We start from the raw sequence: 14,280 nt of genomic DNA, 5'->3' as shown, positions 1-14,280 counted from the left end.
GACGACCCATGAGCGAGTACCAACACCAGCTACAGGACGACGTGGAATCGACCCTCCGGGCGGTCGAGGACTCCCGGACCGGGATGGACGTGTTCGAGGCCGGCCTGGTCGAGAACATCGAGATCGACGACGGGGCGGTCACCGTCGAGGCCGACCTGGGCCGGTTCGACCCCCGGACCAGCAGCGAGGTGATGGAGACGATGCTCCGGGCGGTGCGGAACGTCTCGGGCGTCGAGACCGCCCACGTCGAGCCGGCGGGCGTCGACGCCGACGACCGGGTGTCCATCGCGGAGATCGACACGGTCGTCGCGGTCGCCTCGACCAAGGGCGGGGTCGGGAAGTCGACGGTCGCCACCCAGTTGGCCTGCGCGATGGCGGCCGACCGCGACGTGGGGCTGTTCGACGCCGACATCTTCGGGCCGAACGTCCCCTCGCTGCTGGACGTAGACGACACCATCATGGCCGACGACGAGGACAATCCCATCCCCACCACGGTCGACGGGATGGAGCTGATGAGCGTCGGGCTGATGACCGAGGGCGGCCCGCTGGCGTGGCGGGGCGCGATGGCCCACGACGCGCTGTCGGACCTGTTCGCCGACGCCGCGTGGGACGACCCCGACACCCTGGTCATCGACCTGCCGCCCGGCACCAGCGACGTCCTGTTGACCACGCTCCAGGAGGTGCCCATCGACGGCGTGGTGTTCGTTACGACCCCGTTCCATACCAGCGTCGAGGACACCCGGCGGAGCCGCCGGCTCTTCGAGGAGAACGGCGTGCCGGTGCTCGGCGCCGTCCTCAACATGGAGCGCTTCGTCTGCGACGACTGCGGCGAGAACCACGACATGTTCCCCGGCCAGTCGCCCGCGGAGGGCCTCGAGATGCCGGTGCTGGCCGAGCTCCCGTTCTCGCCCGACCTCCAGGCCGAGCCAAGCCCCGGGTCCGCCCCCGAGGCGTTCGAGGCGCTGGCAGAGACCGTCGCGGAGCGGCTGGCCGACGCAGACCGCCTCGAACTCCCGGGCGACCCGGTCGACATCCGGGGTCTCGAGGCCCAGCAACGGGTCGACCGAGTGCGGGAGTCGTTCGAGTCGCTGGGCTCGGGCGACCCGCTCTACCTCGTGAGCGACCGCGACCCCACGCCAGTCGGCGAGTTCCTGACCGACTTGACGGGCCGGGAGGGCGACCCGACCGAGGCGCTCCCGGAGTTCGCGGTCGAACGTCGGGGCCTCGAGAAGTGGGCGCTCAAGGCCGTCCGGCCCTGACAAACCGTGTCCGGGGACCCTCATCGCCGTCCCGACTTCTCCGGCGTCGTGCTCGCGGGGGGCGACAGTCGGCGGTTCGGCGAGGCGGACAAGGCTGTCGCAGTCGTGAACGGTACAAGTTTCGTTCAGCGCGTGGCCGAAGCCGTGCACGCCATCGCGGACGACCCGCCGATCGTCGCGGTGAACCGGACCGAGCAGCGCGACGCCATCGAAGCGGGACTGGAGTCGGGAATCGAACCGCGGTTCGCGTTCGACGCGGCGTCGCTCGATGGACCGGTCGCCGGCCTGTACGGTGCCCTCCCCGACGTCGACGACGAATGGCTGTTCCTGACGGCCTGTGATATGCCGCGGCTCTCGCCGGCGGCGATCGCGTGGCTCGCGACCCGGATTCGGTCGGTCGATCCACCACCGGACGCACTCGTACCGGCGGACGCGGACGGACGGTGCCAGCCGTTACACGGGTTCTATCGTCGGGAGGCAGTGGTCGACGTGCGTCACCGCCTCCCGTCAGCTGCCGGTCTGCGAGCGCTACTGGACGCGGTGTCGGAGACGATCACCGTGCCCATCGAGGCTGCGCCGTCGGACGTCCCTCTCGCCACGTCAGTCCGGAACATCAACACCAGACGGGAGTATCAGGAGCTCCGGTGTGAAGTAGAATCACCGGCCCTCCGCCGCGTCGACTGAGACCCGTTCCGGCCCAGTCGTCCGTCGTCGCGTCGGTCCCGGCGACCGCCTCGAACAGCGAGGCCAGCCTCCGTGTGCGGTCCGAGGGTCCGAACATCGCGCCTACTGCGCTCGGCCGAACAGCAACTGCTTGGGACCGTCGGACTGCACGCGCCGCGAGACAGTCGCCTCGAGGTCGCCGTCCGCGGTGATCGCCACCGAGACCTCACCGACGTTCCGCGAGTACTCGCTTGTGTGTTTGCCCGACTGACGGAGCCGGGTCTTCTCCGCGAGCAGTCCCGCGTCGGTGAGCAACTCTACCTTGCGGTAGGCGGTCGAGAGCGGGATGTCACACTCGTCCGATATCTTGCTGGTGGACAGCGATTCCTCGCTCGTGGCTTCGGGGATGTTCCGGCAGTTCTCGTATCTGAATTGGGCTCGTAATCGCTAGTCCGCCGGTCGCGCCCCCTCCGGCGTCGATACGCCCGGTAGACTCGGCACTGACAGGTCAACCCGCCGAAGCAGCTGAGCGTTGATTGCCACTATCACCGTACTGAGCGACATCAACAGCGCACCCACGGCCGGCGACAGCAGGATGCCGATGGGGGCCAGTACGCCCGCGGCGAGCGGAATGGCGAACACGTTGTATCCGGCGGCCCAGAGGATGTTCTCCTGCATCTTTCGATAGCTTGCGTTGCTAAGTTTCACGAGGCGCACGACGTCCATCGGATTGTTCTGGACTAGGATCACGTCGGCCGACTGCACGGCGACGTCCGTGCCGCTGCCGATGGCGATACCGACGTCCGCCCTGGTCAGCGCCGGCGCGTCGTTGACGCCGTCGCCCACCATCGCGACGAGTTTCCCCTGATCCTGCAGCTCCTGCACCTTCGTGTCCTTGTCTTCGGGCAGCACTTCAGCGAAGACCGTGTCGATGCCGAGTTCGTCGGCCACGGCGTTCGCCACGTCTTCGGAATCGCCCGTGAGCATCGCCACTTCGATGTCCAGTTCGTGAAGCGCGTCGACGACTCGGTAACTTTCCTCGCGGATGACGTCGGCCATCGCAAACGCAGCGATCAGTTCTCCCTCGCGAACGAGGTAGACGACGGTCTGTGCGTTCTCGCCGGCCTCGTCGGCGAACGACTCGAGGTCCGGGGGGACGTCGCTGTCGAGCTGATCCAGAAGGTTCGGCCCGCCGACGAAGACCTCCTGTCCGTCTACCGTGGCGCTCACCCCGCGGCCTTTCATCGCCTCGAAGCCGGTGGCGTCTGGCGCTTCGATTCCACGTTCGTCGGCCGCCTCGCGTATGGCTTTGGCAATCATGTGCTCGGAGTCGCCCTCCACGGCTGCCGCGAGAGTCAGGGCCTCATCTTCGTCGACGCCGTCGACGGTTGCCAACCCGACGACACCGTGTTCGCCTTCGGTGAGTGTCCCCGTCTTGTCGAAGATTATCGCGTCGAGTTCACGGGCCTGCTCCATGGCGATTCGATCGCGGACCAGCATCCCGTTCCGCGCGGCGAGTGAGGTGTTGATGGCGACGACGAGCGGAATCGCCAGACCGAGTGCGTGTGGACATGCGATAACGAGCACTGTGACGACCCGCTCGATCACTGCTGCGTCGAACGACGTCGCGAGAGTCCAAGCGATAGCGGTGACGAGAGCTGCGCCGACGGCGACGTAGAACAGCCATCCGGCAGCCCTGTCCGCGAGCACCTGGGTCTGCGATTTGCTGCCCTGCGCCTCCTCGACGAGGCGCATGATGCCCGCGAGCGTCGTCTCCTCGCCGGTCGCGTCGATTCGCACTCGCAGACTCCCGTCACCGTTAATCGTACCGCCGATGACCTCGTCTCCCGGTTCTTTGGAAACGGGTTTGGATTCGCCGGTAATCATCGACTCGTTCACGTCCGAGTCACCTTCCTCGACCACGCCGTCGGCAGGAACACTAGCTCCCGGACGGACGAGGATGAGGTCCCCCTCGGAGAGCTCGCTCACTGGGACCTCCTCCGTTTCGCCACCGTCGGTAACGCGCTCCGCAGTGTCGGGCATGAGCTTCGCCAGCTCATCGAGCGCACTCGAGGCCCGGCGGACGGAGCGCATCTCGATCCAGTGACCGAGGAGCATGATGTCGATCAGCGTCACGAGTTCCCAGAAGAACGCCGATTCCGTCGGGAAGACGACGCTCGCGAGGCTGTAGACGAAGGCGACGCTGATAGCCATGGAGATGAGCGTCATCATCCCCGGCGAACGGTCCTTCAGTTCGGGGACTGCCATCCGGAGGAACGGGATTCCTCCGTAGGCAAAGACGACCACCGCGAAGACGGGGTTGATCCACTGGCTACCGGGAAACGCCGGCACTGAGAACCCGAGCCATTCCTGAAGCGTCTCGCTGTACAGGAGGACCGGTATCGACAGCAACGCCGAGACGAAGAAGCGCCGGCGAAACATCTGCTCGTGGCCGGCGTGCATCCCGCCGTGGTCTCCGTGTCCGTCGTGTTCCTGTTCGCCGTGACCGCTGTGGTCCATACCGACTTGTCCAGCGTCGTGGTCAGTCCCGTGACCCCCGTGATTCTCTGTCTGTTCGGACTCCGCAGTTTCCTCCTCGAGCATGGACTGTTCGACGCGGTCGACATCGCCCGTCTCCGCACCATCTCTCGACGGACGGCCGTGGCCGTCGTGTTCGCGGTGGTCGTGCGACGATTCGTCGTTCGGTGAAGAATTCCGATCGTTCATCAGTTGCTCTCTTGACGCCCTGTACGGGAGCCTGCGATAAGGGAATTCGGTCACCCATTGACGCCGACGTTGCGAGGGGAGCCAGACGAATCCTAGCCGATGTCGGGGAACGAACAGACGTTAGGTGCTGCTGAGAACTGGCACGAAAGGACGCTGTGGCCGTCGAGTCGGATCCCTCGGTGAATCGAGTCAGATCCCTCGGTGAACGACGTTGCTCGCACATGCGTGACCGCATCCGTCGGAAGTACCGTTGTCACCGAGGACGGTGAAGTCGCCGGGAGGTCCCAGATCGTGCCCTACCGTTCGACGCCCGTACGAATCGCGGACCACGTACCACTCCTGAGTAAAGAGACCCCTCGAGCGTTCCGCGCGCCCGGAATCCTACTGAAGACTATCGGACCGAAGGTGTTCGCGGGCGTTCTCACGGGTCTGCAATCGGTTTGCGGCTTGAAGGTTGAGACGTCATGAAGAGCTAGTGTATGACGCAAGTAGCAACGCCGGGACGACCGCATAGACGAGGGGCCGAACCATGAGTCTCTCGCGCCGAGATTTCATCCGCGGAGCGGGAGCCGGTGCGGTCGGCGCGCTCCTCACGAGCGAGTGGGGCGCGACCCAGGGCGTCGAACCCGTGACCGAGGTGAACAACCCCCTGAAATCCTACCCGAACAGGGACTGGGAGCAGGTCTACCACGACATCTACGCCTACGACGACGTCGACTGGACGGTCTGTCACCCCAACTGCACCCAGTCGTGCGCGCTCAACTTCTACATGAAGAACGGGGTGCCGATTCGAGCCGAGCAGGTCTACCACAACGAGGAGCCCAGCGTGGGCCCGTCGGGCTACGAGGACGCCGACGTGAGCCAGAACTGGAACCCCCGCGGGTGCATGAAGGGGCTGACGCTCCACCGGCGGACCTTCGAGCCGAGTCGCATCAAGTACCCGATGGTCCGCAAGGGCTGGTCGCCAGACGACCCGAGCCCGGAGGGACGCGGCGAGGACGAGTTCGAGCGGGTCTCGTGGGACGAGGCCATCGACCTCATCGCCGAGAAGATGGCGAACCTGGAGGACCACAAGCACTTCCAGGTGTTCAACGCCATCAAGTCCGACGGGCTGTTCACGCGCCACGGGTCGGGGCGGCGGCTCGCGTCCGTCTTCGGCGGGTGCGAGTGGACCGAGTACGACTGGTACGCCGACCTGCCGCCGGGTCACGTCATCACGACGGGCTACCAGACCAGCGACGGCGACGCCGCCGGCTGGCGGAAGTCCGACTACACCGTCATCCAGGGCAAGAACCTCATCCACAACAAGCTCGCGGACAACCACTGGTTCCAGGAGATGCGCGAGCGCGGCGGCGAGATAGTCGGCATCTACCCCGACTACTCGCCGACGGTCCAGAAGTGCGACCGGTGGCTGCCGGTCCGCCCCGGGAGCGACCCGGCGATTCCGCTGGCGTTCGCCCACGTCATCATCGACGAGGAGCTGTACGACCCCGAGTTCATGCGGGGGTACACGAGCCTGCCGCTGCTGGTCCGCGAGGACACCGGCAAGTACCTCCGGGCGCACGAGGTGTTCGCGGACCGCGAGGCCCCGCCGGAGAACGCCCACGACGCCGAGGAGGAGGGCGACTGGGGCGACTTCGTCGTCGTCGCGGACGACGGGAGTCTGCAACCGCTGGCCCGGGAGGAGGTCGGCTCCGAGACGCCCGCGACCCCGAAGCTGGAGGCCGAGCGGGAGGTCGAACTCCTCGACGAGTCGACGGTGTCGGTCCGGACCGACTTCGCCCGCCAGAAGGAGAACATCGTGGCCAACTACCCGCCGGAGCGGGTCGAGGAGATCACGACCGTTCCCGCCGACGCGCTCCGGCGGACCGCCCGGGAGTTCGCCGAGGCCGACACCGCCCAGTGGATCACCGGCGAGGGCATCAACCACTGGTTCCACGGCGCGACCGAGCTGCAGCGGACGGTCTTCTTCGTCCAGTCGATGCTGGGCAACATCGGCGAACCCGGCGGCGGCTATCACAACTTCTCGGGACAGTACAAGATAGAGCTCCTGGACGGCTACCCCGAGTACGTCAACCCCGGCGAGCACAAGGCCCACGGGATGTACCCGGGCTACGCGTTCGCCTTCTTCGGCGGCGAGCAGCTCGACCCCCACGAAATCCGCGGGGACTTCGACGGGGAACTCGACCTGGTACCGCAGGGGGACGCCGACGAGCCGGTCATCCCCGAGGGCGCCGAGACGTACACGATGGCCAAGCCCGAGGTCCTGTGGACGATGAACTGCAACCTCCTGAACCAGACCAAGCACCAGGAGCACGTGATGCGGAACTTCGTGAAGCATCCGGACACCGACAACGAGCTGTTCGTCGTCTCGGACATGCACATGACGTACTCCGCCCGGCACGCGGACATCGTGCTCCCGGTCCCCTCCTGGCTGGAGTGCGAGTACCCGGACATCACCGTCGGCCCGGAGAACCCGTTCATCACGATGGACAGCGGCGTCATGGACCCCATCTACGACACCAAACAGGACGGCGAGATCGTCGCGCTGGTCGCCGAGAAGCTCGACGAGAAGATCCCGCCGGAGGAGCGCCGGGTCGACTCCTACCGCGAGTACTTCGCGGAGTTCCTCGACGAGGACGGCGACGTCCGCAACTACATGCGGGAGGTGTTCGACGCGAGCATGACGACCCGCGACATCGACGTCGAGGACCTGGAGAGCGGCCCCGAGCGGCTCCAACTGAAGACGTATCCCCGGACGCCGTTCTACTCGCAGACCCACGAGGACCGCCCGTTCTTCACGAAGACCGGGCGGATGGAGTTCCACAAGGAGGAGGACCGCTTCCTCGAACTCGGACGCAGCGACCTCTCGCACGTCGAGAGCCCGGAGGGGACGCCGTACGGGCCGAACCAGACGTGGGACAGCGCGGCCGACGAGACCAACGACCTCTACGAGGAGGGGTACCAGTTCTTCTACAACACGCCCCACCCGAAGTACCGGACCCACTCGTCGTGGGGGATGACCGACTGGAACCTCATCTGGGCGTCGAGGGACTTCGGGTCGACGAGCGCGGACCCCGAAGGGACCGAGCGGCTGGTCGAGGACTTCTCGTTCCCGCAGGGCGACGGTGAGACCGAGGAGACGCCGCCGCTCGGCGAAGCGTTCGTCGAGATGCATCCGAGCGACGCCGAGCAGTACGACGTCGAGAACGGCGATTACGTCCGCATCGTCGGCGAGCGTGGGTCGGTCGTCGTCCGCGTGATGATAAGCGAGCGCCAGCGGCCGAGCGACGCCGGCGACGTCGGTCAGCTCACCATCTGGCACGGCTGGTGGGAGCAACACTTCCCCGAGGACGAGGAGGCGGACGGCGACGACATCGCCGGCTACAACGTCGCCACGAACATCTGGCTGAACCCGATGCTGGAGACCGACGACCTCGTCCACAAATCGACCTTCGGCAACCCCAACATCAACGACGAGGTCGAGGACACCATCTCGTGGAGCGGGGAATCCGGGTTCCACGTCGGGTACGAGGAGGCCGTCTGGTCGCCGACGGGCGTCGAGCGCGACACGCTAGTGAAGGTCGAGAAGTACGACGACGCGGACTACTGGCCCGGTGACGCGCGCGAGGACCCGACGTTCCAGCAGTACGTCAGCGGGTCGCTGCAGTCGACGAACGGGACCACGACCACGCGAGGTGACGACTGATGCCCGAAGTGTACAACCCGCAGCTCGGCCGGAAGCAGAGCTACCCCTACGAGCACCGCCAGCAGGAGCGCGACTGGCACTGGGGGATGATCGTCAACATCAACCGCTGCATCAACTGCAACACCTGCTCGTTCGCCTGCAAGTCCACCTGGACCAGCGGGAAGGGCGAGGAGTACATGTGGTGGATGAACGTCGAGACCGAGCCCTACGGCGGCTACCCGATGGGCTGGGACATGCGGCTGCTCGACGACCTGGGCGCCGACGAGACCATTTTCGAGGCCGCCGAACAAGGCGAACAGGTCAAGGGGTACGTCGCCCGCAAGGAGGAGTGGGAGTACCCCGCGCTGGGCGACGACCAGGCCCACGGGGAGTACCCCACCGGCGACGTGGTCGAGAGCGACCCCGAGGAGGGGAAGTACCACGACATGTGGCAGTTCTACCTGCCCCGGCTCTGCAACCACTGCAAGAATCCGGCGTGCCTGGCCGCGTGCCCGCGGAAGGCCATCTACAAGCGCTCGGAGGACGGCATCGTGCTGCTCGACCAGGAGCGGTGCCGGGGCTACCGCAAGTGCGTGAAGGCGTGTCCGTACCACAAGCCGATGTACAACCCCGAGACCGGCGTGTCCGAGAAGCCGGTGGGCTGCTTCCCCCGCATCGAGGAGGGCAACGTCCCCCGGTGCGTCTCCTCGTGCATCGGCAAGACCCGGCTCCACGGCAACATCAACCGCGGGCCGATGGCGGGCCATCCCAACGGGAAGAAGTCAGCGGCGAAGGGCCGCAGCCCGATCAACTACCTGGCGAAGTCCGACGAGAAGGTCGCGCTCCCGCTGTACCCGCAGTTCGGCACCCGCCCGCAGGTGTTCTACATGCCGCCGTACCACGTGCCGCCGGAGTTCCTGACCCAGATGTTCACGCCGAACACCGAGCGGAAGCGCAACGACTGGCCCGGCAACAGCTACGAGGAGTCGGTCGAGATCATCCAGCAGCGCGTCCGGGACCCGAGCCACCACCTGCTGGGCGTGCTCCAGCTGTTCGGCGCGACCACCCGGCTCATCGAGACCTACACCGTCAAGGAGAACAAGGTGAAGGGCTGGGACCGGAAGGGCAAGAAGGTCGTCGACATGCCCATCGAGGAGGAGCTCGAGGTCCGCGAGGGCGAGCAGTGGACCAACCAACCGTGAGGTGACAGCATGGACGACACACAACCAACCGACAACACGGATCCCCACCACGACGAGGGGGCCGACGAACTGTCTCCCTCGGAACGCCACGCCGCCCGGGCAGCGCTCTACAGCGCTGCGGCCGGTGCGTACTGCTACCCCGACGACGAGCTGGTCGCGGAGCTGACCCACGAGGAGACCGTCGAGGGCCTCCGGTCGGCCGGCCGGAAACTCGACCTGATCGCCGAGGTCGAGGCCCTGCTCGAAGCGCTCGCCGCGACCGACCGCGAGGCGCTCGAATCGGCGTACAACGAACTGTTCGGCCTGCCGAGCGACGACGGCACCTACGCCGTGGTGCCCTACGAGGCCGAGTACACGGTCGGCGACGAGGTGAGCCGCCAGCAGCGCCGCATCGCCACGGTGGTCGGGTTGCTCGAGGCGTTCGGCGTTGAGCCCGCCGAGGATTTCCACGAGCGCCAGGACCACGTGGTCGTCGAGCTCGAACTCCTCCAGGTGCTGGCCGCCCGCCGGGCGGTCGCCCGCGAGGACGGCGAGACCGACGCCGCGGCGAACCTCGAACGCGCCGAAGGGATGGTGCTCGACGAGCACCTCGGGGACTTCGTGCCGGCGTTCGCCCACGACGTCCGGGAAGCCACCGCCGACCTGAAAGAGCGGGAGGGTTACGACGACCCCCGGCGCGCCGCCGAGGCGGTCTACCGGGCCGCCGCCGACCTCGCGGAGGCGGTCGTCACGCGAGACGTCGCCGCCCATCCCGAGCCGGACGTGGACGTCGACGCGGCCGCGGAGGTGAGTCCGCGTGGCTGACCGCGACGCGGCGCGGCGGGCGACGATAGTGACTGCGGTCGTCGTGGCCGCGCTGGTGCTCGCCCAGACCGCGGTCGCAGCAGCGGTCACCGGCGGCACCCAGCCGGCGGTCGCGGTCGAGTCGGTGCCGACCGATCCCGCGGCGTCCCAGTGGAGCGACGCGCCCGAGCGCACGGTGTCGCTGTCGAAGCAGCAGATGGCCCCGCCGTTCGGCGGCGGGAGCGTCGACGACCTGACGGTCCAGACCGTTCACAACGAGTCTCACACCGCGTTCCGGCTGTCCTGGGCCGACCCGACCCGGGACGCCGACATCCGGGCGCCGCGCAACTACAGCGACGCCGCCGCGGTGATGCTCCGGTCGGGCGACCGGCCGCCCATCACGATGGGCGCGGCCGGCAAGCCGGTCGACATCTGGTACTGGCGGGCGAGCTGGCAGTTCGAGAACCGGTCGTCGTTCGGGCAGATGTACACGTATCCGCACCCCGAGAACGAGACGATGCCCGGCAGGGCCGCGGGCAACCCCCTGTCGAAGAGCCAGTACGACCGGTACGCCCAGAACTACTACGCGAAGGGGTACGGCTCGCTGACCCACGCGCCCCGCCAGAACGTCCGGGCGAACGCCGAGCGGACCGACGATGGCTGGTCGGTGGTGTTCACCCGAGCGCACGACACCGACGGGGAGTTCGACGCCAGCCTCTCGGGGTCGAAGAACGTCTACCTGGCGTTCGCGGTGTGGAACGGGAGCGCCGACGAGGTCAACGGCCAGAAGTCCATCACGCTCCAGTTCACGAAGCTCGACACCGGCGACTGGGCGATGACCGACGCGTCCGCCGGCTCGGGGTCGAGCGACTCGGGCGGGAGCCAGTCGGGCGGCTCCGACAGCGGATCGGGCTCCGGCGGTTCGGCCGGCGGCATGTGGCTCACCCACTCGGTCGGCAACTGGGTGCTCGGCCTGGTCGCGACGACCCTGCTCACCTGGACAGTCGTCTACTGGAGGGCGAAGGAATGAGCGAGTACGCCAACCGGAGCGCCCGGAACCGCTCGCCCGCCCGCGACGGCGACGAGGCCGACCTTCGGGACCTGCTCGACGACGACCGCGAACCCGTTCGCCGGGACGCCGCGCTCGCGCTCGTGGACTGCGCGGACGCAGCGGGGCTCGACCCCGATACCGTGACCGCGCTCGCCGACCGGCTTTCCGTCGACGACAGCGCCGACGTCCGGCAGTTCGCGGTCGAGGCGCTGGGGGCGGCCGCCGGCGAGGCGCCCGACGCGGCCGAGAGCGCGATCCGGACCGGGCTCGACGACGCCGACGAGTGGGTCCGGGCCGAGGCGGTGGTCGCGCTCTCGCGGGCCGCACCCGAGGCCGGCGCGCTCGCGCACGCGCTCGACGACGACAGCGGGTGGGTCCGGCGCAACGCGGTCATCGCGCTCGGCAAGACCGGCCGGGTCGCCCCCGAGCAGCTGACCGACCGGATCAAGAACGACCCCCATCCCGCCGTCCGGGAGTACGCCGCGCAGTACCTCGGCGAGCGCGCCGACGACGTCGAGGAGGCGGTACGGTTGCTGGCAGCGGTGCTGGCCCGCGACCCCGAGGCGTTCGTCCGGGCGAAGGCCGCTGAGTCGCTGGGCGACCTCGCGACCGACCGGGCCGAGCAGGCCCTGGAGGCCCACGGCATCACGGACCGGAGCGACGACGTCAAGCGAACCGCGAAGCGCGCGCTGGCGGCGGCCCGCGGCGTCGACCCCGACCAACTCGACGTGGAGATAGACGACGGCCCGCCCGGCGGCGGCCCCCAGGCGCCCGCCGACACGCCCCGCGGCGTCCCCGGCGACGGGGCGGGGCCGAAGGGCGGCACGGGACCGACCGGCGGGCCCGGACCGAACGACCGACGACCGCCCGGCGGTCCCGGGCGACCGACGGAGGAGTGATTCAGATGACAGAGACAGACGCAGAGCGCGGACGGACCGCGGAGGAATCGCTCGGCGTTTCCATCCCCGACGACCACGTCGGGGCGTTCGTCGCCGAGGCGTTCGAAGACGTGGAGCGCGACACGGCGTGGGACGAGGTGGTCGACGCGATGGTTGCCGACGAGGCCCGCGAGGCGTGGAACGACCTCTCGGCGACCGAGCAGGTGGTCCAGGTGCTCTCGGCCGCCGCGCACTACGACGAGCGCGCGGTCGACCGACTGGCCGACATTCCGACCGACCGCGGCCGGCCCACCCAGGAAATCCGCAGCGAGTTTGACGAGGCAGCCCGATGTCGGCGCAACGCCGACCAGTTCCGGGACGGCGTGGCCGCGGCATACGCCGACGGCGTCGTGGACGACGACGAGCTGGTCGCGGCGGTCGAGCGGGCCGACTTCGATACCGGCGTCATCGCCGAGCGCGAGGACGAACTCGACAGGGTCGCCAGCGCCTACGACTTCGAGTTCCGGCCCTACGGCGGGACGCTGATGCACGACGAAGCGGACGAGGAAGGCGAGAACCCGATGGACGACTTCGAGGCGTGGTAACATGGCCGAGGACATCCAGGCCCGCGTCGAGGCGGCGGTCGCCGAGGTCGAGGACCCCGACTTCGGTGCGAGCGTCGTCGACGCCGGCCTCGTGACCGACGTGGCGGTCGCCGACGGCGTCGTCACGGTGTCGATGGACCTCTCGGGTGCGGCCCCCGGAGACGCCGAGGACGTCGCGGAGGCGGTCCGGCGCGAGGCGTTCGAGGTCCCCGGCGTCGAGCAGGTCCGCGTGGAGAGCGACCTGGCCGGCGGTGAGAGCGGGGAAGTGGACGAATTCCATCGCGGGCACGGCCACGATAGCTCGGCGGGAGCCCACAGCCGCGGCGCCGACCTCTCGCTCCCCGAGGTCGACCACGTCGTCGCGGTCGGCAGCGCGAAGGGCGGCGTGGGCAAGACCACCGTGGCGACCCACCTCGCCCGCGCGCTGGCCCACGAGTACGACGTCGGCCTGTTCGACGCCGACATCCACGGGCCGAACGTGCCCGACCTGGTCGGCGTCGAGGGGCCGGTCGAGGCCACCGACGACGGCCGGGCCGCGCCGGCCGAGGTCGACGGCATGCAGGTGATGAGCGTCGGTCTCGTGGCGAACGACGCGCCGCTGGCGTGGCGCGGAGCGATGGCCCACGACGCGCTGACGGAGCTGCTGGGCGACACCGCGTGGACGGGTCGGGACGTGTTGGTGGTCGACCTACCGCCGGGGACCGGGGACGTCGTGCTGACGACGCTTCAGGAGGTGCCGGTCTCGGGCGCCGTGCTGGTCACCACGCCGTTCCCGACCAGCCTGGGCGACACCGGCCGGAGCGCCGCGCTGTTCGAGGAGAACGGCGTGCTGATGGTCGGCGCGGTCGTGAACATGGCGGGGTTCGCCTGCGAGGAGTGCGGTCACGACCACGAACTCTACGGCGACGCCGACCCCGAGGCGGAACTCGGCGTCGACGTGCTGGCCGAGCTCCCGTTCGACAGGGGGTTGCAGAGTCCGGAAACCGAGCGGTCCGACGCGGCGGCCCGCCCCGGTCCGATCGCCGACGTGGCCGACGCCGTCGCCGATTTCCTGGAGAGCGACGACGCCGGCCCGGTCTCGGTGCCCGACTCGGCGCTCGACGTCCGGGGGCTGCCGCCGCGCATCCGCCACGAGCAGGTCGGCGAGGAGTTCCGGGCGCTCGACCCCGGCGAGGCCTTCTACGTGGTGAACGACCACGACCCCTCGCCGCTGGCCGAGATGCTCGCTGGCGAGCACGCCGAGGGGTCGGCCGACGAGGCGTTCGACGCCTGCGAGGTCCACCGCCGCGCGCCCGACGAGTGGGTGCTCGAACTCCGGCGGGCGGCCTGATTCCCGTCGAAGCCGAGGTGATCGGGCGACCCGCACTGGTGGCACCATCAAGCACGAATCGGCACAGAACATCCGGTATCGAATCGGATCCGAC

The 14,280-nt window shown here is 68.5% G+C and carries 11 protein-coding genes; 9 read left to right on the top strand and 2 right to left on the bottom strand.

The annotated features are described in order from the left end of the window. Positions 1–8: 8 nt before the first annotated feature. Together DVR07_RS20685 and mobA are read left to right on the top strand one after the other, a co-directional pair. A complete protein-coding gene (locus tag DVR07_RS20685) occupies positions 9–1,259 on the top strand; it encodes a P-loop NTPase (RefSeq protein ID WP_115799227.1) in 1,251 nt (416 codons plus the stop codon). A 6-nt stretch (positions 1,260–1,265) separates the two neighbouring features. After that, positions 1,266–1,943 carry a molybdenum cofactor guanylyltransferase gene (mobA, locus tag DVR07_RS20680; RefSeq protein WP_115799226.1) on the top strand — a complete coding sequence of 226 codons (678 nt, stop codon included), beginning with the start codon at positions 1,266–1,268 and terminating at the stop codon, positions 1,941–1,943. 102 nt (positions 1,944–2,045) lie between these two features. Here mobA and DVR07_RS20675 read toward each other — a convergent pair whose 3' ends face one another. Beyond that, positions 2,046–2,330 (bottom strand): helix-turn-helix domain-containing protein, encoded by a 285-nt coding sequence (locus tag DVR07_RS20675; RefSeq protein WP_368281147.1) that lies wholly within the window; start codon positions 2,328–2,330, stop codon positions 2,046–2,048. 39 nt (positions 2,331–2,369) lie between these two features. Beyond that, positions 2,370–4,385 carry a copper-translocating P-type ATPase gene (locus tag DVR07_RS20670; protein WP_115799224.1) on the bottom strand — a complete coding sequence of 672 codons (2,016 nt, stop codon included), beginning with the start codon at positions 4,383–4,385 and terminating at the stop codon, positions 2,370–2,372. Between the two features lie 793 nt (positions 4,386–5,178). On the opposite strand from DVR07_RS20670, the gene DVR07_RS20660 reads away from it, so the two are divergent. From DVR07_RS20660 to DVR07_RS20630, 7 genes are read left to right on the top strand one after another with little or no spacing between them, the layout of a single operon-like run. Continuing rightward, the gene (locus tag DVR07_RS20660; RefSeq protein WP_115799222.1) at positions 5,179–8,358 is read left to right on the top strand and encodes a molybdopterin-containing oxidoreductase family protein; all 3,180 of its coding nucleotides are present in this window, start codon (positions 5,179–5,181) and stop codon (positions 8,356–8,358) included. Continuing rightward, positions 8,358–9,539: a 4Fe-4S dicluster domain-containing protein gene (locus tag DVR07_RS20655; RefSeq protein ID WP_115799221.1), complete on the top strand. Its 1,182-nt coding sequence runs from the start codon at positions 8,358–8,360 to the stop codon at positions 9,537–9,539. The genes DVR07_RS20660 and DVR07_RS20655 overlap by 1 nt, the downstream gene beginning before the upstream one ends. 9 nt (positions 9,540–9,548) lie before the next feature. Beyond that, positions 9,549–10,343, top strand: coding sequence for a TorD/DmsD family molecular chaperone (locus DVR07_RS20650; RefSeq protein ID WP_115799220.1), 795 nt, complete (start codon positions 9,549–9,551; stop codon positions 10,341–10,343). Then, positions 10,336–11,352 (top strand): ethylbenzene dehydrogenase-related protein, encoded by a 1,017-nt coding sequence (locus DVR07_RS20645; protein WP_115799219.1) that lies wholly within the window; start codon positions 10,336–10,338, stop codon positions 11,350–11,352. Before DVR07_RS20650 ends, DVR07_RS20645 begins: the two co-directional genes overlap by 8 nt. Next, positions 11,349–12,272, top strand: a complete 924-nt coding sequence (locus DVR07_RS20640) for a HEAT repeat domain-containing protein (protein WP_115799218.1) — start codon at positions 11,349–11,351, stop codon at positions 12,270–12,272. The genes DVR07_RS20645 and DVR07_RS20640 overlap by 4 nt, the downstream gene beginning before the upstream one ends. Before the next feature lie 5 nt (positions 12,273–12,277). Further along, a complete protein-coding gene (locus tag DVR07_RS20635; protein WP_115799217.1) occupies positions 12,278–12,856 on the top strand; it encodes a hypothetical protein in 579 nt (192 codons plus the stop codon). 1 nt (position 12,857) lies between these two features. Continuing rightward, positions 12,858–14,186: a P-loop NTPase gene (locus tag DVR07_RS20630; protein WP_115799216.1), complete on the top strand. Its 1,329-nt coding sequence runs from the start codon at positions 12,858–12,860 to the stop codon at positions 14,184–14,186. Positions 14,187–14,280 lie beyond the last annotated feature (94 nt).

The sequence above is a fragment of the Halorussus rarus genome (genome assembly GCF_003369835.1).
In the GTDB taxonomy this organism is placed as follows: Archaea; Halobacteriota; Halobacteria; order Halobacteriales; family Haladaptataceae; genus Halorussus; species Halorussus rarus.
The sequence above is the reverse complement of the archived record's forward strand: the minus strand, read 5'-3'. Positions and strand labels throughout refer to the sequence as shown.